This window comes from Streptosporangium sp. DT93 (genome assembly GCF_049844535.1).
Taxonomy (GTDB): Bacteria; Actinomycetota; Actinomycetes; order Streptosporangiales; family Streptosporangiaceae; genus Streptosporangium.
In genome coordinates, this window is the sequence record NZ_JBNCLF010000015.1 from 65,217 (window position 1) to 90,059 (window position 24,843).

The window sequence follows — 24,843 nt, forward strand, 5'->3', positions numbered from 1 at the left end:
CGCCGAGACCGCGTAACCCTTCCGGTGCGAGGAGCGCCCGGCGCGCGTCGCGGAGGTGGTCCTGTGAGAATTGCCGGTGCGCCGATCTCCTGGGGTGTCTGCGAGGTCCCCGGCTGGGGGTACCAGCTGGATCGATCCCGGGTGCTCGCCGAGATGCGGGAGCTGGGCCTGACGGCCACCGAGCTCGGCCCCGAGGGCTTCCTGCCGCCCTCGCCGACGCGCTGCCACGCCCTGCTGGCGCGGTACGGGCTGCGCGCGGTGGGCGGATTCGTCCCGGTGGTCCTGCACGAGAACGACCACGACCCGCTCCCCGTGGTCCGGGCCGCGATGCGCGCGTTCGCCGACGGCGACGTGGACACGGTCGTGCTGGCCGCCTCCACCGGCGGCGAGAGCTACGACGCCAGGCCCGAGCTGGACGCCGCCGCCTGGAAGACCCTGATGACCAACCTGCGCCGGATCCTCAAGAGCGCCAAGGAGTTCGGCCGCTCCGTCGCCCTGCACCCGCACGTCGGGACGGTGGTGCGCGACCCCGACGAGGTCCGGCGGGTGCTCGACGGCAGCCCCGTGCAGCTCTGCCTGGACACCGGCCACCTGCTCGCGGGCGGCGTCGACCCCGCCGAGCTGGTCGCGCGGGCCGCCGGGCGGATCGCCCACGTCCACCTCAAGGACGTCGACGCCGCCGTGGCCGAGCGGGTCAGGACGGGGGAGCTGCCCTACGACCGGGCCCTCAAGGAGGGCCTCTACCTCCCGCTGGGCCGGGGCGACGTGGACGTGCCCGCCATCGTCGCGGGCCTGACCGCGGCCGGGTACGACGGCTGGTACGTGCTGGAGCAGGAGGTCAGGCTCGCCCCGGGCGACGCGGGCGACGTCGGCCCCCGGGAGGGCGTCGCCGAGAGCCTGGCGTACCTGAACGGGCTCGCCGGCCCGCCGGCGGGTGCGACGGGTGCGGCGGGCCCGTGATCGAGGTCCCGGCGGGCACGCGCGGGCCGCGAGAAGACCCGGGGGAGACCGGGAGGGCCGTGCCGCCCCTGCGACGGGCTCGCCGGCCGCCGTCCCGCGGGCGTCACTCCCCGCCGCTCCGGCTCCGCCGTACCGGATCGGCACGCCTCAGCGGTGATCCCCGGGGGCGGCCCTCGGGTTCGGTCCGGTGACGGGCTCACCGCCGGGCTCACCGCCGGGTCCGGTGGCGGGCCCGGGGTCCGGCTGGAAGCCCCGGGCCAGGAAGACGATCAGGGCCACCAGCACGACGGCCGGGACGAACGCCACCCGGATGCTCACCGTGTCGTTGAGGGTGCCGATCACGGCGGCGCCCACCAGGAAACCGACGTAGTTGAACAGGTTGACCCGGGCGATCGCGGTCTCCGCCCCGGCGCCGAGGCGTCCGGCGGCCGAGAACGACTGCGGGGCGATGACGGACAGGCCGATGCCGACCAGGCCGAACGACAGGACCGCCACCACGACGCCGGGCGCCAGCACCAGGCCCAGCATGCCCGCCGCCGCGATCACCGCGCCCGCGCGCACCACCGGCGCCGGGCCGTACCTGCGCACGGCGAAGTCGCCGGGGACGCGGGCCAGCAGCATCGCCGCCTGGTAGACGAGGTAGCCGAACGGCACCAGCCACCCGCTCGCCGCCAGCGCCTTCTCCATGTAGACCGTGCCGTAGTTGGAGACCGCCGCGTCGCCGACGTACAGGAAGGCCATCGCCAGGCAGAGCGGGATGATCGGCCGCCACGGCGACCGGGCGGCCACGGCCCCGGGCGTCGTCTCGACGACCTCCTCGTCGCGCCGGTAGAGGCGGGGGAGCATCACCACCGAGATCAGCGCGCCGATCGCCACCGGGACGGTGAACGACCAGCCCAGCGGCACGCCGAGCGCGCTGAAGGCGGAGTTGAACCCGGCGCCCAGCATCGAGCCGACGCTCCACACGGCGTGGAAGCCGGTCAGCACGCTCATCCCGTACCTGCGCTCGACCGCGACCGCCTGCATGTTCATCGCCGCGTCCACCGCGCCGACGAACAGGCCGAACACCGCGCTGAGCGCGTACAGCCCGACGAGGTCGGTGTTCCAGCCGGACAGGATCACGACCGTGCAGACGCCCGCCTGGGAGATCCGCAGCACCGGGGCGCTGCCGTAGCGGCTCGCCAGGGGGCCCGCGACCGCGCTGCCGATGCCGGCGATGACCGGTACGAGCAGCAGGACCAGGGTGAGGTCGCCGTCGCTGAGACCGAAGCGGTGCTGCAGGTCGATCACATGGGTCAGCAGGGTGGCGAAGCAGAGCCCCTGGACGAAGAACGCCGCCCAGGTCGCCACGCGTGCCTGCCTGTCACGGGGGGTCGGCATGACGATCTCCGGGAACATGAGGGGGTTTCAAGTTCTCGTCAGGGTAAGGGCGGCGTACCCGGTGGTCAATGGCCTGTCACCTGCCGGTTCCGCGCGCCGTCCGATGGATCCGGGGCGCGCCGGACGGGGCGCCGGGGCCCCGCGGCGATTATGGTCGAAGGGTGGAGAGTCACCGGTCCCCCGCCGTCCGCCGTCACGTCCCCGAGCCACGTCCCGCCGACCTCAGAGCCGGGGACGCCGACCGCGAGAGGGTGGCCGCCGTGCTCGGCGACGCGCTCGCCGACGGCCGCCTCGACCACGACGAGTACGAGCAGCGCGTCGACGCGCTCTACCGGGCCCGCACGCTGGGGGAGCTCTCCGCCCTCACCGCCGACCTGCTCCCGCCCGAGGCGCAGCCGCTGCGCACCGACGTCCGCCCGGTGACGGCGTTCTTCGGCTCGGAGAAACGCTCGGGCCGCTGGGTGGTGCCGACCCGCTTCTCCGCGACCGCGATCTGCGCCAACGTCACGCTCGACCTGTGCGACGCGCTGCTGCAGTCCAGCCGGGTGACCCTCCAGGTCACCGTGATGGGCGGCACCCTGACCCTGATCGTGCCCGAGGGGGTGCGGATCGAGATGCCCGCCTCGACGTTCATGGGGGGCAAGAGGAACCAGGTCCCGGGCTCGGACGACGGCCCGGTCATCGAGATCACCGGCGTCGTCACGCTCGGCAACATCGTGGCCAAGTCCCCCAGGCGGCCCCGCCGCTCCTGGTTCCGCCGCTGACGGAGGCTCCGCCGGGCTCCGGGCTCCGTGCTTCGGCGGGGGCGGCGGGGCGGGGCCCGCCGTCCGATGACGTGACCCCGCCGGTTCCGCCGGTCCCGCCGTCCTCAGCGGGCGTGCTCGAAGTCGATCGCGCTGTAGGCCCGCAGCTTCCAGAGCTGGTGCTCGCTCTCGATCTTCCGGATCGTCCCCGACCGGCCGCGCATGACCAGGGAGTTGGTGACGGCCCGCCCGGCCCGGTAGCGGACGCCCTGCATCAGCTCACCGTCGGTGATGCCGGTGGCCGCGAAGAACACGTCGTCGGAGCTGACCAGGTCGTCGGTGCCGAGCGTGGCGTCGAGATCGAGGCCCGCGTCCAGCGCCCGGCGGCGCTCGGCCTCGTCCTGCGGCCAGAGCCTGCCCTGGATGACGCCGCCCATGCACTTGAGCGCGCACGCGGCGATGATGCCCTCCGGGGTGCCGCCGATGCCCAGCATCAGGTCGACGCCGGTGCCCACCCGGGCCGCCATGATCGCCCCGGCCACGTCGCCGTCGGTGATGAGCCTGATCCGCGCCCCGGCCTCCCGCACCTCCCGGATGATCTTCTCGTGCCGGGGGCGGTCCAGGATGACCACGGTCACGTCCGAGGGCTCGCCCCCCTTGGCGCGCGCCACCGCGGCGATGTTGTCGGCCACCGGCGCGTTGATGTCCACCGACGAGGCCGCCTCGGGGCCGGTGACCAGCTTGTCCATGTAGAAGACCGCCGACGGGTCGTACATCGATCCGCGCTCGCTGACCGCGATCACCGAGATCCCGTTCGGCATGCCGAGCGCGGTCAGCCGGGTGCCGTCGATCGGGTCGACGGCCACGTCGCACGCCGCGCCGCTGCCGTCGCCCACCTGCTCGCCGTTGTAGAGCATCGGCGCGTTGTCCTTCTCGCCCTCGCCGATGACCACCACGCCGCTCATCGACACGGTGTTGATCAACTGGCGCATCGCGTTCACCGCGGCGCCGTCCGCGCCGTTCTTGTCCCCCCGCCCGACCCAGCGGGCCGCCGCCATCGCGGCCGCCTCGGTGACCCGGACGAGTTCGAGGGCGAGGTTGCGATCAGGTGCGTGTTCACCCGTGGCGAGGGCGGCGGGAACGGACGTCTGATCGGACATGGTGGGAAACCCCTCTCGTGGTTTGTTGCAACGATCGTAGTTGGCACCCCTGAGACGGGTTCGCGGAGGATAATCTGCCCACCATGAGCAGTGACACGGAACGGCTGGTGAAGGGCGGGGGTGCGCGGACCTCCGAGAGGGGTGCCGCCACGCGCGTCGCGCTCCTGGTCGCGGCCAGGGAGACGTTCGTCACGAGCGGCTTCGCCGAGGCCGGGGTCACCGACGTGGTCTCCCGGGCGGGGGCGAGCGTGGGCAGCCTCTACCACCACTTCTCCGGCAAGGCGGACCTCTACCTCACCCTCTTCGACGAGTTCCAGACCCGGCAGACCCAGCGGACCAAGCAGGCGGTCCAGGAGGCCAGGGCCGCGGGCGAGGGCGACCCGATGCGGCTGTTCATCGCCGGGGCCCGCGCCTACCTGGAGGGCTGCCTGGCCGAACGGGAGCTGTCGGCCCTCTTCCTGCGCGGCGACGGGCCGCCGGGCTTCGAGGTCATCATGCGCGACCGGCTCCGGCAGTGGGCCAAGCGCAACGCGGCCCTGTTCGAGGGCGACGAGGGCGCGCTGGTCGTGGTCCTCACCGGGGCGCTCGCCGCGGCCGTCTCCGAGGTCGCCCTCTCCGACGACGAGAACGCCTCCCGCGCGCTCGCCGAGGACGTGCTGGCCATCGTCGCGCAGATCCGCCGCCCCTGAGACGGGACCGCCCCGTCGAGCGGATAGTGTCGGTGGTCGTGCGAAAGTTCACCGAGGGCTTCTACGGCTACGCGTTCGCGATGGCGGTCTGCCTGGCCGCCGTCGGCCTCTTCCTGCTCATCACCCCGCAGAGCAGGACCGAGAACATCCCGAAGGTCGACTACGCGCTGACCCTGTCCGACCTGCGGCGTACCGCGCCCTTCCAGGTGTGGGCCCCCGAGCCGGTCGCCGCCGGATGGGTGCCGAACAGCTCCCGCAGGACGAACGACGGCGGCGGGACGACCTGGAAGCTCGGCTTCGCCACCGCGAAGCGCGACCACGCGATGCTCGCCCAGAGCGACGAGAAGCCCCCGGCCGAGTTCGCCAACCGGCTCTCCAACACCTCCACGGTCACCGACACCGTCCAGATCGGCGGCGCGACCTGGGAACGGCGCGTCCGCGAGGACAAGGACCAGCGCTCCCTGGTGCGGTTCCTGCCCGACGTCACCGTGGTCGTCACCGGCACCGCCGCCTGGGACGAGCTGACCACCCTGGCCGGGTCCCTCAGGCAGCAGCCCAGGATCACGTCCTAACGAAGGGCCCGTTCGGCCGTTCCGCGGGGGAGGCGGCCGATCGCCTGGAAGGACGCGTCCGGCCTGTCCGGGACGGGACGGGGCGTGGTGCGGCCGCCCGTTCAGAAGGGCGCGTCGGCGGTGGAGTCGGGCTGGCGGCGCTGGGCCATGGCGGCGGCGAGCTTCACCCGGGCCCCCTGGAGCCACTCCTCACAGAGCGAGGCCAGCCTCTCCCCGCGCTCCCAGAGCTCGATCGACTCCTCCAGCGTGAGCCCGCCCGCCTCGAGACGGCGGACCACCTCGGTCAGCTCCTCGCGCGCCTGCTCGTACGACGGTGTCTTCTCATCGGCCACGGACCCACCTTAGATCGTCCCACCGGCATCCCCGCCCGGCTCACCGCCGCCCGCGGCTGGCAGACTTCCCGGATGAGCGTTCGTGACGCGACCCCCGACGACATCCCCGAACTGGTGCGGCTCCGCGAGGTCCTGGCCGACAGGATGGCCCAGGACGGAACCCTCCCGATCGAGGAGGAGTGGCAGGAGGCGTACGCCGAGAGCCTCGCCGAGCGGCTCGGCAGCGCCGACACCGCCGTCTACGTGGTGGACGCCCCCGGCCGGGGGCTGGCGGCCTGCGGGGTCGGCCTGATCTTCGAGCGGATGCCCGGCCCCAGCCTCCCGGACGGGCGCTACGGCTACGTCCAGGGCATGGCCACCGACCCCCGCCACCGGCGCAGGGGTCACGGCCGGGCCGTCGTGAACGCCCTGCTGGACTGGTACCGGCGCAGCGGGGTCCGCCGGGTCGACCTGCACGCCACCTCGGACGCCGAGGCGCTCTACCGGGAGTTCGGCTTCGTCGACGACGGCTACCCGTCGCTCACGTGGTGGAATCGCTCCTGACCGTCACCCGGTCGTCGGGGAAGCGCACCGTGAGCTCGTCACCCGGGGCGATCTCGCCCGCGCGCCGCACGACCTCGCCCGAGGGGCGCTGGACGATCGCGTAGCCGCGCTCGAGCGTGGCGGCGGGGGAGAGCGAGACCAGGCGGGCCCGCAGGTGCTCCAGGGAGTCCTGGGCGCGGTCCAGGGAACCGGTGAGGGAGCGCCTCGCCCGGTCCCTGAGCTGCTCGGCCTGCTCGGCCCTGCGCTCGACCTCGCGCACCGGGTCGGCGAGGGCGGGCCGCGAGCGGGCCGCGGACAGCCACGCCGTCTCGCGGTCCAGCCAGCCCTTGGCCACCCTGCGGCCCCGGTCGCGGAGCTGGCGGATCAGCGTGAGCTGCTCGCCGACGTCCGGCACGACCTTCTTGGCCGCGTCCGTGGGCGTGGAGGCGCGCACGTCGGCGACCAGGTCGAGCAGCGGATTGTCCTGCTCGTGCCCGATCGCGCTGACCACCGGCGTACGGCACGCCGCGACCGCCCGCACCAGCGCCTCGTCGGAGAAGGGCAGCAGGTCCTCCATCGACCCGCCGCCCCGCGCGATCACGATGACGTCCACCTCGGTGTCGGCGTCCAGCCTGCGCAGCGCCTCGACGACCTCGCCGACCGCGTACGGTCCCTGCACGGCCACCGGTTCCACCGTGAACCGCACCGCGGGCCAGCGGCGCCGCGAGTTCTCCAGCACGTCCCGCTCGGCGGCCGAGTCGCGGCCGCAGATCAGCCCGACCGTGCCGGGCAGGAACGGCAGCCGCCGCTTCCTGTCGACCCCGAAGAGACCCTCGGAGGCGAGCAGGCGGCGCAGGCGCTCCAGCCGCGCCAGCAGCTCGCCGACCCCGACCGGCCGCATCTCCAGCGCGGTGAACGCGAAAGAACCCTTGTTGACCCAGAAGTCGGGCTTCAGGTGCGTCACGATCCGGGCACCGTCGACCGGGCGGGGGACGGTGGCCTCGTAGACGCCGCGCGGGCAGGTGACCCGGGCCGAGACGTTCGCCACCGGGTCGCGCAACGTCAGGAACACCGTGCCGCCACGGGCGGTCAGCTCGGTGATCTGCCCCTCGACCCAGACGGTGCCGAGCTTGCCGATCCAGCCGCCGACCATCTGCAACACCGTGCGGACCGGGAGGGGCTGCTCAGGGGTGGTCTTCGAGCTCATGGGCGGGAGCCTACGCGCCGGGCGCGACTATTCCCCGGCCTCCAGCTTGGCCAGGCGGTTCTCGTACATCCGCACGACGGTCTCGCGGGCCGAGGTGGCACGCTCGTAGGCGATCAGATCCCTGATCTGCCCGGCCGTCCTGCCGCGCATGCGCGCCCGCAGCGACGCCACCGTCAGGTCGGCGTAACCGGGCAGCGGCTCGGCCGGTACGGCAGCGGCGGCGGCGACCACGTCGGCGGCGGGGGCGGGGGCGGCCGTCTCCGGGGGAGCGACCCGGGTGCCGGTCACCTCGACCAGCGCGGCGTCCTGGGTCTCGGGCTTGGCCACCCTGACCTCGGCGACCTCGACCTTCGTCGCGGGGGGCGTCTCGATCAGGGCGTCCGCGGGGAGGCCGTCCTCGACGATCCCGGCCTCGGTCATGGTCTCGATCTCGGCCTTGGTTCCGGCCTTGGCCTTGGCCTTGGTTCCGGTTCCGGTTCCGGACTCGGTCCTGGTTCCGGACTCGGTCCCGGTCCTGGTTCCGGCTTCGGTCCCGGTCTCGGCGGGAGCGGCCTTGGTGGTCTTGCGCGTCCTGGTGGACGGGGTCGCCGCGCGGGTCTTCGCCGGGGTCTCGGCGGGGGCCTTCGTGCCGGTCCTCCTGGTCGCGGGCTTCGCGGTGGTGGCCTCGGACTCGGGGCGCGGGCTCGCGGTCTCGGCGGTCCCGAGCTCGACGGGCTCGGTGGCTGCGGGGGCTGCGGGGGTGGCGGAGGCCGGTGCCGCCGCCTCCTTGGCGGCCTTGGTCGCCCTGGTGGCCCTGGGCTTCTTCACCGGGGGCGTCGTGGCCGGGGTGGCCGGGGTGGCCGGGGTGGCCGCCTCGGGGGCTGTGGCCTTGGCGCTCTCGGCCTCGGGCTCGGCGGCCTTCGGGGTCTCGGCCTTCGCGGGCGAGGGCTCCTCGACGGGAGCGGCCTTGGGAGCCTTGGGGGCCTTGGCCTTGGTGGCCCTGGGGGTCTTCGGCTTCGCGACGGGGGCCTCGGCGGCGGGAGCCTCCGCAGGGGAGGTCTCCGCAGGGGAGGTCTCGCCGGCCGGGGACTCGGTGACCGGGATCACGACGGCTGGCTCGTCGGCCGGGATCGCGGGAGCGGTCTCGGCGACGGCGGGTCCGGCGTCCGGCGTCTCGGCGACCGGCGTCTCGGGGGCGGCGGGCTCGACCGGAGCGGTCTTGGCCGGGCTGAGGACGACGGGCTCGGGGGAGATTCCGGTGCCGTTGCTCTCGGTGGTGGGAGCCTTGTCGGCCATCTTGGACGGTCGCGGCGCGAAGATGACGGGTTCGCGGCGGGTCGGCTTGTCGGCCTCGGACGTCTGCTCGACGGTGCTCTCCTCGGCGGGAGTCCTGTCGACGGTCTTGGACGGTCGCGGGGCGAAGATGACGGGCTCGCGGCGAGCGGGCCTGTCGGCCTCGGCTGCCTGCTCGACGGTGCTCTCGGCGGACTTGGAGGGCCGTGGCGCGAAGATGACGGGTTCGCGGCGGGCGGGCCTGTCGGCCTCGCCCGTCTGCTCGGCGGTGTTCTCCCCGGCGTCCACCGGCGCGTCGGCGGTCGTCTCGCGGGACTCGTCGAGGTCCTCCTCGCGGCCGGAAGCACTCCAGATCTTGTTCCGTACCCGGTCACCGAGGAGCAGAGCCTGGCCGACCCCGCTCAGCGCCGTCTGCAGCATGTGCAGCGGCAGGTCCTTTGCCTTCTGTGTGACACTGCGAATCATGTCGGGGACTGACATGGCGTCTCCCTGGGAATCTCTATCGGGAAGGGGTGTGGCCTCGAAGGCTTACGGGCCTGTGGGGTCACGAGTTTAGGAGCTCATGGGGAGTGCGGACTGTCTCGTGGGCATGTCCACGTAGCATAAGAGCATGACTTCCGAGACCCCTGCGAACCGGCGTGTGCTAGTGGCGAAGCCCCGTGGCTACTGTGCGGGGGTCGACCGTGCGGTCCAGGCCGTGGAGAAGGCGCTGGAGCAGTACGGCGCGCCGATCTACGTGCGCAAGCAGATCGTCCACAACACCCACGTGGTCAGGACGCTGGAGGAGCGCGGCGCGATCTTCGTCGACGAGACCGACCAGGTGCCCGAGGGGGCCATCGTGGTCTTCTCCGCCCACGGCGTCTCCCCGGAGGTCCACCGCGAGGCCGCGAGCCGCAGCCTCAAGACGATCGACGCGACCTGCCCCCTGGTCACCAAGGTGCACAACGAGGCCAAGCGCTTCGCCTCCCAGGACTACGACATCCTCCTCATCGGCCACGAGGGCCACGAGGAGGTCGAGGGCACCGCGGGTGAGGCCCCCGACCACATCCAGCTCGTCGACGGGCTGGGGTCGGTCGGCACGGTGCAGGTCAGGGATCCCGAGCGGCTGGTCTGGCTCTCGCAGACGACGCTCTCGGTGGACGAGACGGTCGAGACGGTCTCCCGCCTCAAGGAGCGCTTCCCCAACCTCATCGACCCGCCGAGCGACGACATCTGCTACGCCACCCAGAACCGCCAGGTCGCGGTCAAGGAGATCGCCGCCCAGGCCGAGCTGGTGATCGTCGTCGGTTCGGAGAACTCCTCCAACTCCAAGCGGCTGGTCGAGGTCGCCCTCGACCACGGGGCCGACGCCTCCTACCTGGTCGACGACGCCTCGCTGATCCAGGACTCCTGGCTCGACGGCGTCACCACGGTCGGCGTGACGAGCGGCGCGTCGGTGCCCGAGGATCTCGTCGCCGGGGTCCTCGCCCGCCTCGCCGGGAACGGGTTCGATGACGTGCAGGAGGTCGAGTCCGTCGAGGAGAACGTACGGTTCGCCCTCCCGCACGAGCTCCGCAAGAACCTGCGCGTCACGGCCTGAAGAACCGTCCGCCACCCGGCGGAGCCACCGGCCCCCGGACCTCCGGCGGGCCGGTCGCCGTCGTCCGGCCCGCGGACGGCCTGCCCCGGACACACCCGATCGGGTTCCGGAGACGAGGCCGGGGAAAGCGGCTCAGCGGTCGTCGCGCGGTGTCCCGTAGACCTTGGGCTCGAAGTAGCCCTCGGGTTCGGGGGCGAAGGCGGTCTCCCCGGTCCTGGGACGGGGCACGGAGGCCTTGGCCGCCTTCAGCTCGTCGCGCAGCTCGCGGACGCAGCGGGTCAGCCCGCGGCGCCAGGCGATCACCACCACCAGCAGCGACCCGCCGAACAGCCACGGGGCGCCCTGGGACAGCGCGGTGTACATGCCCAGCCCGAAGGTCTGGACGGGGGAGGCCGCGAACAGGGAGCGGACCACCTCGACGATCATGGTGGTCACGAAGAACACCAGGGGCGGGGAGACCACCAGCGAGAGCAGCTCCCGCCGGTTGACCAGCACCGTCGCCGCCGCGCAGCCGACCGTGAACGCCACGCCGGTCAGTGCGGACGCCCCCAGCAGCGCCTGCAGCACGCCACCGACCAGGGTGGCCGTCAGGACGAGGACCAGCGCGCCCCGGACGGTCAGCCGGACGCCGCCGGGCCGGTCAAGCTCACTCACGCGATCACCCCGCCGGCCGGCTGCACGCCGCCTCGCTCGTCCACCACTCGCCCCCTCGACCTCGGCCCCCGCGTCATCGGTCCCGTCGCCTCCAGTGTCCGGCCAAAGGCGTCCCCGGGGAACGGTTTCAGGGCAGGTCGTTGGTCAACCTACCGTTCAGGCGGGACACGAGAGACGGGCTTGACTCCTCCTCGGCGAGCAGTTCGGGTGAGGTCAGGGCGCGCGGCAGGTCCTCCAGCGGCCGCGGCCCGTCCAGCTCCTCCTCGACCAGGCCCAGATCGTTGAGCTTGCGGGCGCTCACCAGCACCCGGGTCTCCAGCGACCCGACCGTCCTGTTGTACGACTCCACCGCCCGGCTCAGCGAGCGGCCCAGGGCCTCGACGTTGCGGCCCATGCTGCTCAGCCGCTCGTACAGCTCCTTGCCGACCTCGAAGATCGCCCGCGCGTTCTCGCCGAGCGCGGCCTGCTGCCAGGCGTACTGCGCGGTGCGGAGCATGGTGATCAGTGTGGTGGGGGTGGCGATGTGGACCCGCCGCCGCATGGCGTACTCCAGGAGGGCGGGGTCGCGCTCCAGGGCCGGGGCGAGGAACGCCTCCCCGGGGATGAACAGCACCATGAACTCCGGGGCCGGGCTGAACGCCTGCCAGTAGGACTTGGCGGCGAGCCGGTCCACGTGCTCGCGCACGTGCCGGGAGTGGGCGTCGAGCCGGGCCGACTGGTGGTCGGGATCGGTCGACTCGGCGGCCTCCAGGTAGGCGGCCAGCGAGACCTTGGAGTCGACCACGATGTTCTTGCCGCCGGCCAGCCGCACCACCATGTCGGGCCGCAGGACGCCGTCCGGCGTGGTGACGCTGACCTGCTCGTCGAAGTCGCAGAACCGCTGCATCCCGGCGATCTCGGCCACCCTGCGGAGCTGGAGCTCCCCCCACCGTCCCCGGGCCTCCGGGCGTTGCAGGGCCCGTACCAGCGTGCTCGTCTGGGCGCGGAGCTGCTCGTTGCTCTGGCGGACGACGTCGATGTGCTTGGCCAGCTCGGCGTGGGCGGCCCGCTGGCCCACCTGGGTGTCGCGCAGCTGGGTCTCGACGCGCGCCAGGGTGTCCTTGAGCGGTTCGATCATGTGCTCGACGGCCTGCCTGCGCTGTTCCAGCTCACCGGCCGCCTCGGCCCGGCCCGCGGCGAGCCTGGTCTCGGCCAGCTCCAGGAAGCGCAGGTTGTTGACGTCGAGCGCCCGGGTCGACAGGGCCTGGAACCGGTCGGCGAGCTGTCCCTCGACGAAGGCGAGCTTCTCTTCGGCGATCTTCGCGCGGGCCTCGGCGTCGGCCAGGCGCGCGGCCGTGCCGTCGGCCCCGGAGGCGGCCCGCGACCGGCCGAGCAGGAACCCGATCGCGAGCCCCGCGGCGAGACCCACCGCGAGCTGGAAGGAGAGCGCCATGAGGTCCACCCCGGCATGATTCCAGGCCGGACCCCTTCTGGCGCGCCGACACGCCTCCGGAATCGGGCCGATCGCCCCCGGTGACGGGTCCGTGGCGGCCGGTCGACGGGCCCGCGAGGGTCGGCCGAGGGGTCCGTGGCGGCCGGCTGACGGGCCTGCGACGGTCGGCAGACGGGCCCGTGGCGACCGGCACCGGGTCATTCCGCGTAAACTCGGCTCACGTGAGCCTGAGCATCGGCATCGTCGGATTGCCCAACGTCGGCAAGTCAACGCTTTTCAACGCGCTGACGAAGACCGCCAACGCCCTGGCGGCGAACTACCCGTTCGCCACCATCGAACCCAACGTGGGCATCGTCGGCGTCCCCGACCCGCGTCTTGAGAAGCTGTCCGAGATCTTCGGGTCGGCGAAGATCCTGCCGGCGAAGGTCGAGTTCGTCGACATCGCCGGACTGGTCCGCGGTGCCTCGGAGGGGCAGGGACGGGGCAACCAGTTCCTCGCCAACATCCGTGACACCGACGCGATCTGCCAGGTCATCCGGGTCTTCGACGACCCGGACGTGACCCACGTGGACGGCGGCGTCTCCCCCGGCCGCGACATCGAGACGATCAACACCGAGCTGATCCTCGCGGACCTGCAGACGCTGGAGAAGGCGATCCCCCGCCTGCAGAAGGAGTCCAGGACCAACAAGGACCGCAAGGCCGCGCTGGACGCGGCCGAGGCGGCGTTCAAGCTCCTCGACGGCGGCGCCACCCTGTACGCCGGTGCCAAGGGCGCGGGAATCGACCCCGCCGACCTGCGCGAGCTGCACCTGCTGACCGCCAAGCCGTTCCTGTACGTCTTCAACCTCGACGCCGACGAGCTGGTGGACGACGCGCTCCGCGCCAGGCTGTCGGCGCTCGTCGCCCCGGCCGAGGCCGTCTTCCTGGACGCCAAGATCGAGTCCGAGCTCGTCGAGCTCGACGACGAGGAGGCGCTGGAGCTGCTGCAGTCCGTCGGCCAGGAGGAGTCGGGCCTGACCCAGCTCGCCAGGGTGGGCTTCGAGACCCTGGGCCTGCAGACCTACCTGACCGCGGGCCCCAAGGAGACCCGGGCCTGGACGATCCGCAAGGGCGCCACGGCTCCCGAGGCCGCGGGGGTCATCCACACCGACTTCCAGCGGGGCTTCATCAAGGCCGAGATCGTCTCCTTCGACGAGCTGGTCGAGGCCGGTTCCATCGCCTCGGCCCGGCAGGCGGGCAAGGCGCGGATCGAGGGCAAGGACTACGTCATGCGCGACGGCGACGTGGTGGAGTTCCGCTTCAACGTCTGACCGCCTCACGTCCGGCCGTCCCCTCCCGCCCTCCGGGCGGGCGAGCGGGGCGGCCGCGCGGGTTTTTCACCTCTTTCGTAGGGCAGCAGATGTGACCGGAAACACAGCATCCGCTCATCACCTACGAAAACGGGGGTAGTCAGATGGGGTTGCGTGAACTGTCGGTGCTGGTCGTGTTCGGCTGGTTCCTGGTGGCAGGGGGGTGCGCGCTGGGCGCGTACGGCGTGCACGTGCTGACGAGGGGCCGGGCGGCCGGGGCGACATCCGGCGCGAGGGGCGCGGCGTCGGCGAAGTGGTCCGGATGGTCGATGTTCTTCGCGGCGCTCATACTGATCATCTTCGGTCTCGGTGTGGTGGTGAGCATGCCGGAGGCGTTCTTGACCTTCCGGATCGTGCTCACCGGCCTCTGCACGGGACTGGCGGTCGCCTTCGCCGCGAGGGCACGTGGGGCGCGCAACTCGCGTGAGCGTGTGTAGGACTCTCTGAGCGCCGGTCGGGCGCGTCCCGCCTCGGGGAAGCGAGGGCTCCCCGGCCGACGTCTCTGGAGAACATTTCGTACCCATCGCACCCCGTGACGCATTTTGCATTAAATGCGCAGGTCGCGACAGTCAGGGAACCGTCCAGTTAGCAATGGGTGGCGTTTGAGTAATCGACCCACGCCCTGGCCAGGGGTAATACACATTCGGCCGGACGTCGGCGGCATCGGCGGCCTCGCCGGGGTTCCAGACCCGGTTTGCTCAGTCATCACGATGCCTGCAGCATAGGCGTGGCTTTCCTGGAAGAATCGGCGGGGCGGCTAGAGTAAGTGCGTCACCCTGGCAGGCGGGATCGGTGGCAAGCGGCAATACGACACCGCACCGGCCGGGAGTGACGCGAGCGGAGGCGTGATGGCTCGAAGGTCGACGGTCCAGCGTGATCCCCGGATCGCTGGCGACCCCGAGCTGTCGGCATACCCGGATTTTCCCGACGATCCCGACCTCGACCGCCCTCCGGCGCGGCGCAGGAGCGCCCCTCGCAACCGCTGGTCCGGCGGTGGCGGCCGCTGGCTGGTGTGGACCGGCCGGGCCGTGCTCTGGGCGCTGATCATCGTCATCGTGGTGAACGGGGTGCGCGCGCCCTTCGAGCGCATCACCCGGCCGAACACCCCCACCGGCACGGTTCCCGTGGCGGGTGAGGGATTCCCCAGCGTCCGGGGCTCGGCCTTCGCGGCCCAGTTCGCCGAGGTCTACCTGAACTTCGACGGCGCGCGCCTGCAGGAGAGGGAGTCCAGGCTGGCCCCCTACCTGCCCGAGGGCGTCGAGGCGCAGTTCGGCTGGGACGGTCTCGGCAGGATGAGCGCTGGAGCGGTGCAACCGTACGGGATCGAGGTCGTCGACGACGAGAACGCCGTCGTCACCGTCGCCTACCAGTCGGAGAACCGCCGCCAGCTGCTGTCGGTGCCGATCTACCACGACCGGTCGGCCGGCAGGTTCGTCGTCGCCGGGCGGCCGGGCATCCTGCCGGCGCCCAAGGCGGCCGACCTGCCGCCCAAGCCCGCCCCCGAGCGCGACCGCGCCGCCGAACAGGAACTGCGCGCCTCCCTGGAGGGGTTCTTCAAGGCCTACGCGGCCAGCGACACCGCCTCCCTGCGGCTCTACGCCGACGCCGGCACCACCCTGGAGGGTTTCGCCGGCGCGTTCACCTTCCTGCAGCTCAAGGACCTCTCCGTGCCCCTCCCCGCGGGTGCCACCCGTCAGGTGACCGCGACGGTCTCGTGGGGCGTCCCGGCGAAGACGACGACGTCCGCCGAGCCGGAGCCCGCCGACCCCGGCCAAATGGGAGGCAAGCTCGAACAGGCCTACCTGCTCACCATGGTCAAGCAGGGCGACAAGTGGTTCGTGAAGGACATTCGCGGCGCATATCGATCCGTGGCGGGGTAACGCATGATCGAATGGTGCCGGTCCACGGTGAGCAGACCCCCCCTGATCGATGATCCACCGGTCCGGGCTCCCGCGCGTACGCGCCGCGGGCCCGTCACCATCCGGCGGGCGCGATCGTGAGTACGGAGGACAAGAAGTGATTCTCAAGACCATGGTGCTGAGCGTTTTGGAACTCGCTCAGCCCACAGCTCCTCCCGCGGGCGTCAACACCGAGGGCCTCGCCGACTTCCTCCGCAGCTTCTTCGCCCCCCTCTTCCTGGTCATCGTCTCGGTGGTGGCCCTCTTCTTCCTCTTCACCCGTGAGATCACCAGGTTCGTCCAGTTCATCATCCTGGCGATCGCCATCGGAGTGATCTTCTACGTGCCGAACATCATCGAGGTGACGGCGAAGGCGATCGCGGGCGCACTGGGCATCTCGGGGGGTTGAGACCGCGCCCGAACGGTCACACAAGGAGAGGCGGAAAGGAGGATCACGTGGATCTGCCCACGTACACCAATATCTGGAGGATCGAGAAGCGGCTCTACAAGCTGTACGACCTACGGCTGCCGATGCCGCTCCCGATCGTGTGGATCGGTGGGTTCGTGGGAGTGCTGGCCCCGTGGTCGCTCCTGCTCTACATGCTCGGCCTGCCCTTCGCGGCCCCCTGGCACGTCCTCTACCTGGTGCCCCCCGGCGTGGTCACCTGGCTCTCCACCCGGCCGGTGATCGAGAGCAAGAGGCTCACCGAGCTGCTCCAGTCGCAACTGCGCTACGTGGGCGAGCCGCGCACCTGGTGCCGGATGGCGCCCGTCTCCGAACCCGCCGAGGTCGCGCTGAACGGCCGCGTCTGGCGTGCCGCGCCGCAGTACGGATCGGTCAGGGTCAAGGCGTCCCGCAAGGTCCGCCAGGCCCAGGCCAAGCGCGCCGCCGCCCGTGAGGTACGCCCCGCCGTTGCCGCCGCGGCGGCCGCCGCCGCCACCGCCCCGGTCGCCCGCGAGCGGATCGCCTGGAGCGAGACCGGCGTCCGGCGTCAGGGGGTCGCCCCCGCGCTCGGCCAGGCCACGGCCGTCGAGACGGCGCCGGTCGCGCAGCCGGTCACCGTACCGCCGTCACCGCCGGTACCCGTCCCCGTTGTGGGGCCCGCGACGCGGTCCGTCACGTCAGGTACGCGTCCGGTGGATCCGGGACGCGCCGGGTCCCCCCTCCCACCGCCCTCGCAGGAGCTCGGCCCTCGACCCGAACACGCCCCGGTGGCCACGTCGGCCGCGCACGACGCCGCAGCCGCGAACGCCAGGGGCGAGACCAGGAGCACCGGTAGCGCCGGGAGCGCGGAGGGCCCGAGGATCGGGAACGCGGAACCCGCGACCGCCAAGGGCACGAGGGGTTCCGGGAGGGCGGAAAGGACCACGAGCACGAAGAGCACGGAGAGCGGGGAGAAGGCCGGGGAGTCCGTCTCCGCTCCTCCCCGGACGCCGGTGACCCCGGCGGTCCCGCAGGCTCCTGCCGCCTTCCAGGTTCCAGAGCCTTCCGAGGCTTCGCCGGCCCCCCCGCACTCCGTGGCTTCCCCGCCTTCCGTGGCTTCCCCGCCTTCCGTGGCTTCCCCGCCTTCCGTGGCCTTCCGGCCTCCTGCCGCCTTCCACCCTCCTGTCACCTCTCAGCCTCCTGCGGCCTCTCAGGCTTCCGCGACCTCTCAGACTCCTACGGCGTCCCAGGACTCGGAGGCGTCCCAGCCTTCGGCGGCGGACGCGCCCCCGGCCGCGCCCATCGGGGCCGAGGCCCTGCGCCGCCTGCGCAGGCTCGCCGCGTCCGGCGACGCCCAGCGCGCCGCGGCGGCCCCGCCGATACCTCAGGCCCCCGTCCAGCCCGATCTGCCCGGCCCGTCCGGCCTGCCCGGCCTGCCCGGCCTGCCAGGCCCGGCCGACCCGGTCGTTCCGTCCTTCGTGCCGAGGTTCGCCGGTCAGGCTCCGGCCGGGGAGCGGGCCACGGGAGCGACCGGCTTCCCGGCGGGTCCCGCCCGAGCGGGCAACCCGGCGGACCCGGCAGGCCCGGAGGACACGGCAGGCCCGGCGGACCTCGCGGACACCGCCGACGCGGAGGAGAGCGCGCGGCGCAGGCACCGCAGGGGGCGGCCCGCCCCCGTCGGACGGCCGTCCGACACGGTGAGGACCTGGCCCCCCGAGCGGCCCGCGGGGACGCAGGCCGGTCCCGCCGACCCGGCCGGTGGCGGCACCCAGCCGGGCGCCGGGATGTCGATCCGCGCGGTCCCCTCGGGGCCGGGCAAGGCCGACCCGGTGACGCCCGCGACCCCGGTCCCGCCCCCCGCCCCCGCCTACGCGGAGGCCGAGACCAAGGTCCGCCGGGTGGAGTCGGTGGTCGGCCGGGACTCCTCGGGCGGCTGGCGGCGGCTGGCCCAGGTGGTGATCGGTCCCGGTGGCGGTGGCCGTACGGACGGCTCCGAGATCGACGAGGCGCGGGCCAGGGCGGTGTTCGGCGGCGGGCGCCGGGTGGTGGTGCTGGGATGCACCGGCGGCGCCGGGCAGACCACGACCGCGCTCATGCTCGGTCACACGCTGGCCCGCTACCGGGAGGACCGGATCCTCGCGGTCGACGCCAGCACCGGCTCGCACGCCCTGTCCGGCCGCGTCCAGGGCGAGTCGCCCGAGACGCTGAGCTCCCTGCTCGCCGGGCTCGACACCGTCCAGGGCTACCTCGGCATGCGCGCCTACACCAGCCGCTGCGCCTCGGGGCTGGAGGTCGTCGCCGGAGACAGCGACGCCGGCGCCGAGCAGCGCCTGGCCGACCGCACGCTCTTCTCGGACCGGCGGCTCGGCCAGACCATGGACCTGCTCGACCGGTACTACAAGATGATCGTCATGGATCCGGCGGCGGCCCTGGCCGCCCGGGTCCTGCCCTACGCCGACCAGCTCGTACTCGTCGTCCCGGCCAGCGAGGACGGGCCGGACGCGGTGGCCATGACCTACGAGTGGCTCGACGGGCACGGCTGCGCCGACCTCCGCCAGCGGGCCGTCATGGTGGTCAACGGGGTGAGCCGCCGGAGCATGGAGGACGTGGAGCACGCCGAGTCGGTCGCCCGGGGCAGGTGCCGGGCGATCGTGCGGGTCCCCTGGGAGGACGCGCTGGCCCCCGGAAGGGACGACCGGGTGGAACCGTCCCACCTGAGGGCGCCGGGCCGCCGGGCGTACCTGGCCCTGGCGGGCGTCGTGGTGGCGGGCTTCGGAACGGTGCAGTCGAGGCGACCCAGCGAGGAGGAAGTGGCCCAGTGATCCCCCGGGCACGAGGAGATGTGGTGAACGGGCCGGACCGGACGCGGGTGGGCGGGCCGTGCCGGAGCCGGGCGGGCGACCCGGCGAAGGACCGTGCGGGTACGGCGGGACGCCGTGCGGGCACGGCCGGACGATCGGTCAGGGTGGGACGGTGAGCCGCGCCTCCCAGGCGCGCAGCCGCCTGGCCGTCCGGTACTTCGACGATCGGATCCTGCTGACCGACTCGTCGGTCTGGGCCTACTTCAGGCTCCCCACCGTGAGTTACGAGTTCATCACCCCCGAGGAGCGGGAGGCGCTGGCCACGAACATCACGATCGCGCTGGCCGCGATCCGGATGCCCGACGCCGAGGTCCACCTGCGGGTGGCGCACCGCACCTACCCGGCCGCCGAGTGGGCGATGGCGCTGAACGCCACCTCCGACGAGGGACCGGGCTGGCGCGACTACCTGGAGGACATGTACCGGCACGTCTGGGCCAAGGACTTCTGGACCAAGGAGGTCTACCTCGGCGTGCGGCTCGGCCAGCGCGGGCGCCAGCTCGGGAGCGGGGTGCTCTCCCAGCTCTTCGGCTTCTACCAGCGCAGCGAGAAGGTCCTGGGCATCGACGACGACCACGTCCCCAAGGCGGAGATCGCCAAGTGGTCCGAGCAGGCCGAGCGGCTGGGCCGGGCGCTCTCGGCCAGCTCCCTGTACGCCAGGCACGCCACCTCCGTCGAGCTCGCCTGGCTCTTCCAGCACGCCACGACCGGCTCGCTGGGGGACCCGCCGGCCTCGGCGAGCCCCAAGCGCAGGTGGGGGCAGGGGGAGATCGAGTCCCTGGTCGAGGGGCAGATCCACAACGGCAGGGCGCTGCTGCGGATCGAGCAGCCGCACGGCGACTCGTACGTGGCGCACATGTCCTTCGCCCGTTTCCCCGACCTGATGCCGTTCCCCGACGGCGAGCCCTGGATGCACTTCGCCGACCAGCTCCCCTTCCCGGTGGAGATCAGCTCCAGGATGCGGCTGATCCCGCCGGTCAAGGCCAGCAAGGACGTGGCGCGCCAGCTCGCGCACGCCCGCGACATGGACATCCACATCCGGGAGGCCGGGGCCGAGGCGCCGCTGGCGCTGGCCGAGCAGATCGACGCGGCCCGGATGCTGGAGCACGGCATCACCAAGGAGCGCCTGCCGTTCGTCTACGGCTGGCACCGCCTGATCGTGTCGGCCCCGACCGAGGAGATCTGCGTGCAGCGGGTCGAGGCGGTCGTGGAGCACTACCGCGACATGGGCATCGACATCGTCAACTCCACCGGCGACCAGTTCTCGCTGTTCTGCGAGACGCTGCCGGGCGAGCGGGTCAGGGTCAACGCCTACGCGCAGCGGCAGCCGCTGCGCACGATCGCGGGCGGCATGGCCACCGCCACCGTCGACCTGGGCGACCGGGCTGACGAGGGCGGCTCGGGCTGGATGGGGCCGTACATCGGGGAGACCCTGGGGCGGGCCCGCAGCATCGTGCACTTCGACCCGCTGGTGGCGGCGACGCGCAACCGGCCGACGGCCATCGCCATCACCGGCGAGCCGGGCGGCGGCAAGACCACGCTGGCGCTGCTGATGATCTACCAGATGGCGCTGCGCGGGGTGACGGTCGCGGTCATCGACCCCAAGGGCGACGCCGACTCGCTGGTACGGCTGCTGCAGCAGCGCGGCAGGAAGGCGCGGATCATCCCGCTGGGCTCGGCGGCGCCGGGCCTGCTCGACCCGTTCTCGTTCGGCGACGACCTCGCGGCCAAGAAGACGATGGCCACCGAGACGCTGCGCCTGCTGCTGCCGCGCATGTCGGAGGAGCGCGAGTCGGCGATGATCCAGGCGGTCGCGGCGGTCTCCAACGCCGAGGACCCGTCGCTGGGCAAGGTCGTCGACTTCCTGGAGCAGGCCGGCGACGCCGCCTCCAAGAACCTGGGCGCGGTGCTGCGCTCCATGTCGGACATGCATCTGGCCCGGCTCTGCTTCGACCCCTCGGGCGGCGACCAGATCGACACCGAGGGCTGGACCACGGTCTTCACGCTGGGCGGGCTGACGCTGCCCGACGCCTCCACCGGCCGCGACGACTACTCCTACGAGCAGCGCCTGTCGGTGGCGCTGCTGTACCTCGTCGCGCAGTTCGCGCGGGGCCTGATGAACGGCCTGGACCGCCGCTCTCCCAAGGCGATCTTCCTGGACGAGGCGTGGGCGATCACCTCCACACCCGAGGGCGCCAAGCTGGTGCCCGAGGTCAGCAGGATGGGCCGTTCCCGGAACACGGCACTGGTCCTGGTCTCCCAGAACGCCGGCGACCTGCTGAGCGAGCAGGTGACGAACTGCCTGTCGTCGGTGTTCGCGTTCCGCTCCACCGAACGGGTCGAGGTGGAGCACGTGATGGCGTTGCTCGGGGTCGAGCCGTCCGAGGAGCACAAGGCGGTGCTGCGCTCGCTCGGCAACGGCGAGTGCGTCTTCCGGGATCTGGACGGCAGGGCGGGCCGGATCGGGGTGGATCTGGTCTCGGACGAGCTGCTGCGATGGCTCGACACGAATCCCACCCGAGACAGACCCGGTGAGAAAGTGCATCATCTTCCTGGGGGCGGCACAGTCGACGGTTCGGGGGCTGCGGCGCTGGAGGTGCGGTCATGAAAGGCTCCCGCGAGGGAAACGAAGGCTCACGCGAGAAGCGTTCGCTCGGGCGGCTCCGGCGGCTCCGGCGGCGCGGCGGCGAGGGCCGCGTCCGCACCGGGCGGCTCGGCAGGCGGCTGGGCAGGCGGATCGCCGTCGGGCTGGTGGCGGTCGCCGCCTTCCTGGCCCTTCCGCTGGTCCTGCCCTCGGAGACGTCCACGGCCGTGGCGGCGGCGCCCTGCGACATGTCGCCGGACCTGTCGCCGGACATCGTCGACGGCGGCGTGGACGGGCTGATCAAGCCCCCGGTCCCGGACGCCGCGCCGGGCACCCTGCCGGCACAGGCCCCGGGGACGCAGAGCAACTACGCGACCTACGGCATGAGCGGCCAGTTCTGGCACACCCACCTGCTCGGCTGCGACGACATCGCGGCCGTGATGGGCAACGCCATGGCCAACACGGTCTTCCTGTGGGCCAAGGCCCTGGACCGGCTGACCATCACGACCTACCAGGCGGCGGCCACCGAAGGACCGCTGGAGCCGATCAAGAACGTGGTCGACGACATCGTGACCCGGCTGGCCGACGCCATGTACTGGCCGTACCTGCGGCCGATCGTCATCCTCGGCGCCATCTGGCTGGCCTGGTACGGGCTGATCCGCAAGCGCGCCACCACCACCGCCGAGGGCGTCATCTGGATGGTCCTCGCGGTCACGGTGGCGGTCTGGTTCTTCAGCCGCCCCGGTGACCTGACCGGGATCGGCAAGGTCGTCACCGACAAGACCGGCGAAGTGATCAACTCGGCCTTCTCCGGACTGCCCGGGGCCGGAGGGGCGTCCTGCCTGCCGGGCCCGGGGGAGACCGCCCCGCGGGCCCAGGGCGGAGGATACGGCCAGAACGGCGTGCCCGGCGTCGAGCAGAACGCCGACGCCCTCTGGTCCACCCTGGTCTGCAAGCCGTGGCTGATGGGCCAGTTCGGCACGGCCGACGCCGGCTCCGCCAACATCGAGAAGTTCGGCGCCAAGATGCTGGAGATCCAGACGATCGACGCGGCCGAGCTCAGGGCGTCCGAGATGCCCGACGCGGCCTCCCACCAGGAACGGTACGAGACGGAGATCGCCGACAAGCTGGAGAACACGCCCGTCTTCCCCCTCTTCCAGGGCAAGGACTGGACGAACCGGCTGGGGGTCGCGATCGGCGCCCTGATGGCCGCGGTGGTCGCCGGGTTGCTGATCTTCCTGGTGGCGGTCTCGCTGCTGGTGCTCAAGGTCGGGTTCCTGCTGCTGCTGATCCTCGCGCCGGTCTTCCTGCTGATCGGCGTCCATCCGGGGTCCGGGCGGATCATCGCCATGCGGTGGGTGGAGATGCTCATCGGCACCCTGCTCAGGCAGGCGGTGCTGGCCCTGGTCCTGGGCGTGCTCGTGTACGGCTACGCGCTGATCATCTCCACGGCGATGCCGTGGGGCATGCAGGTCATGTTCATGGCGATCCTGACGATCGCGGTGTTCTTCTACCGGCGGCCGTTCCAGCACCTGTTCGCGTCAATGGACGGGCACACCCTCACCACCCGGATGCTGGGCGACGCGGCCACCGCGCCGACCCTGCAGCGGGCCGCGTCCGCGCTGCCGCCGGTGGCGGCGGCCAGGGTGGGCCGGTGGGGCATGCGCAAGGCGGAACCGATGCTGCAGGCGGCGGCCATGGCGAGCGGCGGGGCCTCGGTCGGCGCGGCGGCCGCGGCGGTCGCCCAGGGCAGGGGGCGCGGCGAGGAGGGCGGCGCCACACCGGGCACCCCGTCGGGAGCCCGGGTCCCGGCCGGCGCGCAGCCGGCCCCGCTCGACACCGACGCCCAGGCGGCCGGACGGCGCAGGGGCACCGGCCGCCCGGTCACCGCGGCACGCCCCGGCGCCGCGCCACCGCTCAACCTCTCCGGAGCCGGTACGGGCGGCGGCGCGTCCTCGGCCAGGTCCGGCGGCTCCCCGGCCCGGGGGTCCGGCGGCTGGTTCGGAGGCCGTTCCGGGGGCTGGGCGCCACAGGGCGGATCGGGGTCCGGATCGGGGTCCGGTCCGGGCGGCCGCTCCGGCGGCTCCTCGGCGGGCAGGACGTCCGGGGGCCCGTCGGTCAGGCCCTCGGCTCCTCCGTCGGGCCGGCCCTCGGCGCCCTCCTCGGGCTCCTCCGGATCCTCGGGAGGCGGCAGGCAGGGCGGGAGCATCTTCGGCGGGGGTTCCTCCTCCCGCGGCTCCTCCGGCTCCTCGTCCGGTTCCTCCTCGCGGGGCGGCTCCTCCCGGGGCTCGTCGGGCGAGAGCATCTTCGGCGGCGGTAGCGGTAGCGGTGGCGGCGGCAACGGTGGGGGCGGCGGCAGGGGCGGTGCGGGCTCCGGCGGCCCGCGGAGCTCCTCGGGCGGCTCGCGGAACTCCGGTTCCGGTTCCGGTTCCGGAGGAAGATCCTCCGAGGCGCCTCCGCTCTGGATCACCAGGCGGTCGGAGCGCGGCGGGGAGGCCGGTGACGCGGCGCCGCCGTTCTGGCTCCGCCCGTCGAAACCCGGTAAGGACTGACGATGGCCGAGCTGGGCAACCGGCGGGGAGTCGTCTTCGCGGTGCTGGTCGGACTGCTCGCCGCGGTGGGCGTCTACCTGACCATGGAGTCGGCTCCCGGTGACGGGACGGAGGGCCGGGCGGACCCGGCCGGTGTCACCCGTACCGTGACCGAGGGGGAACGGGAGCCGGCCGAGCCGGCGCGACCGGCGGCGACGGCCAGCGACGCGCCGTTCGACGTCTACTCCTACCTGCCGATGAGCAGGCAGGAGCTGGCCGCCGCCGCCGACTACGCGCGGCGCTTCACCGCCGAGTACGGCACCTTCGGCTACGACGAGGACCCGGCGGTCTACGGCGACCGCCTCAGGGGCTACACCACGGCCGAGTTCTCGGGCGTGCTGCTGCGGACCGTGACCTCGCCGGGCACCATCGAGGCGAACAAGGCCGACCAGGTCGTCTCGGTCGGGACGGCGCGGGTGAAGGAGATCCGGCAGATCGACAGCGCCTCGGTGGTGTTCGTCGTCGTGGGCAGCCAGAACGTCACGGCCAGGAGCGGGACGCGGCAGAGAACGGCGGAGTACGCGGTCACGCTCGTCCAGGCCGGGGCCGAATGGCGGGTCCACGACCTCCAGCCGGCCGATTCCGGCCAGGAGGGAGACGACCAGCCCCTGGAGACCGGCGGCAACGGATGAACGGC

The 24,843-nt window shown here is 72.7% G+C and carries 21 protein-coding genes; 14 read left to right on the forward strand and 7 right to left on the reverse strand.

Features of this window, described 5'->3' with window-relative positions:
- The first annotated feature begins 63 nt into the window (after nucleotides 1-63).
- Complete coding sequence (locus ACLQ2R_RS28065) at nucleotides 64-960, forward strand: TIM barrel protein (protein ID WP_425963725.1); 897 nt, start codon at nucleotides 64-66, stop codon at nucleotides 958-960.
- 147 nt (nucleotides 961-1,107) lie between these two features.
- Here the strand turns inward: ACLQ2R_RS28065 and ACLQ2R_RS28070 are convergent, their stop codons facing one another.
- Nucleotides 1,108-2,340, reverse strand: a complete 1,233-nt coding sequence (locus ACLQ2R_RS28070) for an MFS transporter (protein ID WP_425963726.1) — start codon at nucleotides 2,338-2,340, stop codon at nucleotides 1,108-1,110.
- Nucleotides 2,341-2,501: 161 nt separating this feature from the next.
- Between ACLQ2R_RS28070 and ACLQ2R_RS28075 the strand changes: the two genes are divergently transcribed.
- The gene (locus tag ACLQ2R_RS28075; RefSeq protein WP_425963727.1) at nucleotides 2,502-3,104 is read left to right on the forward strand and encodes a DUF1707 SHOCT-like domain-containing protein; all 603 of its coding nucleotides are present in this window, start codon (nucleotides 2,502-2,504) and stop codon (nucleotides 3,102-3,104) included.
- A 104-nt stretch (nucleotides 3,105-3,208) separates the two neighbouring features.
- Here the strand turns inward: ACLQ2R_RS28075 and glpX are convergent, their stop codons facing one another.
- On the reverse strand, nucleotides 3,209-4,243 hold the full coding sequence (gene glpX / locus ACLQ2R_RS28080) for a class II fructose-bisphosphatase (RefSeq protein ID WP_386234517.1): 1,035 nt from the start codon (nucleotides 4,241-4,243) through the stop codon (nucleotides 3,209-3,211).
- An 83-nt stretch (nucleotides 4,244-4,326) separates the two neighbouring features.
- Here glpX and ACLQ2R_RS28085 point away from each other — a divergent pair, with 83 nt between their 5' ends.
- Together ACLQ2R_RS28085 and ACLQ2R_RS28090 are read left to right on the forward strand one after the other, a co-directional pair.
- The gene (locus ACLQ2R_RS28085) at nucleotides 4,327-4,932 is read left to right on the forward strand and encodes a TetR/AcrR family transcriptional regulator (protein ID WP_425963729.1); all 606 of its coding nucleotides are present in this window, start codon (nucleotides 4,327-4,329) and stop codon (nucleotides 4,930-4,932) included.
- Between the two features lie 38 nt (nucleotides 4,933-4,970).
- Nucleotides 4,971-5,504, forward strand: a complete 534-nt coding sequence (locus ACLQ2R_RS28090) for a DUF4245 domain-containing protein (RefSeq protein WP_425963730.1) — start codon at nucleotides 4,971-4,973, stop codon at nucleotides 5,502-5,504.
- 101 nt (nucleotides 5,505-5,605) lie between these two features.
- On the opposite strand, the gene ACLQ2R_RS28095 is transcribed toward ACLQ2R_RS28090, so the two are convergent.
- On the reverse strand, nucleotides 5,606-5,836 hold the full coding sequence (locus ACLQ2R_RS28095) for an exodeoxyribonuclease VII small subunit (RefSeq protein WP_386234508.1): 231 nt from the start codon (nucleotides 5,834-5,836) through the stop codon (nucleotides 5,606-5,608).
- Between the two features lie 72 nt (nucleotides 5,837-5,908).
- Between ACLQ2R_RS28095 and ACLQ2R_RS28100 the strand changes: the two genes are divergently transcribed.
- A complete protein-coding gene (locus ACLQ2R_RS28100) occupies nucleotides 5,909-6,379 on the forward strand; it encodes a GNAT family N-acetyltransferase (protein WP_425963732.1) in 471 nt (156 codons plus the stop codon).
- Here the strand turns inward: ACLQ2R_RS28100 and xseA are convergent.
- Together xseA and ACLQ2R_RS28110 are read right to left on the reverse strand one after the other, a co-directional pair.
- On the reverse strand, nucleotides 6,357-7,565 hold the full coding sequence (gene xseA, locus ACLQ2R_RS28105; RefSeq protein WP_425963733.1) for an exodeoxyribonuclease VII large subunit: 1,209 nt from the start codon (nucleotides 7,563-7,565) through the stop codon (nucleotides 6,357-6,359). The genes ACLQ2R_RS28100 and xseA overlap by 23 nt on opposite strands.
- A 27-nt stretch (nucleotides 7,566-7,592) precedes the next feature.
- Nucleotides 7,593-9,317 carry a hypothetical protein gene (locus ACLQ2R_RS28110; RefSeq protein WP_425963734.1) on the reverse strand — a complete coding sequence of 575 codons (1,725 nt, stop codon included), beginning with the start codon at nucleotides 9,315-9,317 and terminating at the stop codon, nucleotides 7,593-7,595.
- 130 nt (nucleotides 9,318-9,447) lie between these two features.
- Here ACLQ2R_RS28110 and ACLQ2R_RS28115 point away from each other — a divergent pair, with 130 nt between their 5' ends.
- Nucleotides 9,448-10,416, forward strand: coding sequence for a 4-hydroxy-3-methylbut-2-enyl diphosphate reductase (locus ACLQ2R_RS28115; RefSeq protein WP_425963735.1), 969 nt, complete (start codon nucleotides 9,448-9,450; stop codon nucleotides 10,414-10,416).
- Between the two features lie 132 nt (nucleotides 10,417-10,548).
- On the opposite strand, the gene ACLQ2R_RS28120 is transcribed toward ACLQ2R_RS28115, so the two are convergent.
- Together ACLQ2R_RS28120 and ACLQ2R_RS28125 are read right to left on the reverse strand one after the other, a co-directional pair.
- The gene (locus ACLQ2R_RS28120) at nucleotides 10,549-11,070 is read right to left on the reverse strand and encodes a DUF6542 domain-containing protein (RefSeq protein WP_425963736.1); all 522 of its coding nucleotides are present in this window, start codon (nucleotides 11,068-11,070) and stop codon (nucleotides 10,549-10,551) included.
- A 127-nt stretch (nucleotides 11,071-11,197) separates the two neighbouring features.
- Entirely contained in the window at nucleotides 11,198-12,502 is a 1,305-nt protein-coding gene (locus tag ACLQ2R_RS28125; protein WP_425963958.1) for a DNA recombination protein RmuC, read from the reverse strand.
- 221 nt (nucleotides 12,503-12,723) lie between these two features.
- Here ACLQ2R_RS28125 and ychF point away from each other — a divergent pair, with 221 nt between their 5' ends.
- The 8 genes from ychF to ACLQ2R_RS28165 all read left to right on the forward strand — a co-directional run bounded on the left by ychF (nucleotide 12,724) and on the right by ACLQ2R_RS28165 (nucleotide 24,838).
- Nucleotides 12,724-13,812, forward strand: coding sequence for a redox-regulated ATPase YchF (gene ychF / locus ACLQ2R_RS28130; protein ID WP_425963737.1), 1,089 nt, complete (start codon nucleotides 12,724-12,726; stop codon nucleotides 13,810-13,812).
- 143 nt (nucleotides 13,813-13,955) lie between these two features.
- Nucleotides 13,956-14,288: a hypothetical protein gene (locus ACLQ2R_RS28135; RefSeq protein ID WP_425963738.1), complete on the forward strand. Its 333-nt coding sequence runs from the start codon at nucleotides 13,956-13,958 to the stop codon at nucleotides 14,286-14,288.
- A gap of 411 nt (nucleotides 14,289-14,699) precedes the next feature.
- Nucleotides 14,700-15,731 (forward strand): conjugal transfer protein, encoded by a 1,032-nt coding sequence (locus ACLQ2R_RS28140; protein ID WP_425963740.1) that lies wholly within the window; start codon nucleotides 14,700-14,702, stop codon nucleotides 15,729-15,731.
- Between the two features lie 151 nt (nucleotides 15,732-15,882).
- A complete protein-coding gene (locus ACLQ2R_RS28145) occupies nucleotides 15,883-16,158 on the forward strand; it encodes a hypothetical protein (RefSeq protein ID WP_425963959.1) in 276 nt (91 codons plus the stop codon).
- A 47-nt stretch (nucleotides 16,159-16,205) separates the two neighbouring features.
- On the forward strand, nucleotides 16,206-18,995 hold the full coding sequence (locus tag ACLQ2R_RS28150; protein WP_425963741.1) for a TcpE family conjugal transfer membrane protein: 2,790 nt from the start codon (nucleotides 16,206-16,208) through the stop codon (nucleotides 18,993-18,995).
- Between the two features lie 151 nt (nucleotides 18,996-19,146).
- Complete coding sequence (locus ACLQ2R_RS28155) at nucleotides 19,147-21,639, forward strand: ATP-binding protein (RefSeq protein ID WP_425963742.1); 2,493 nt, start codon at nucleotides 19,147-19,149, stop codon at nucleotides 21,637-21,639.
- Complete coding sequence (locus ACLQ2R_RS28160; protein WP_425963743.1) at nucleotides 21,636-24,167, forward strand: type IV secretion system protein; 2,532 nt, start codon at nucleotides 21,636-21,638, stop codon at nucleotides 24,165-24,167. The genes ACLQ2R_RS28155 and ACLQ2R_RS28160 overlap by 4 nt, the downstream gene beginning before the upstream one ends.
- A gap of 2 nt (nucleotides 24,168-24,169) precedes the next feature.
- The gene (locus ACLQ2R_RS28165) at nucleotides 24,170-24,838 is read left to right on the forward strand and encodes a hypothetical protein (RefSeq protein WP_425963744.1); all 669 of its coding nucleotides are present in this window, start codon (nucleotides 24,170-24,172) and stop codon (nucleotides 24,836-24,838) included.
- Nucleotides 24,839-24,843: the final 5 nt, after the last annotated feature.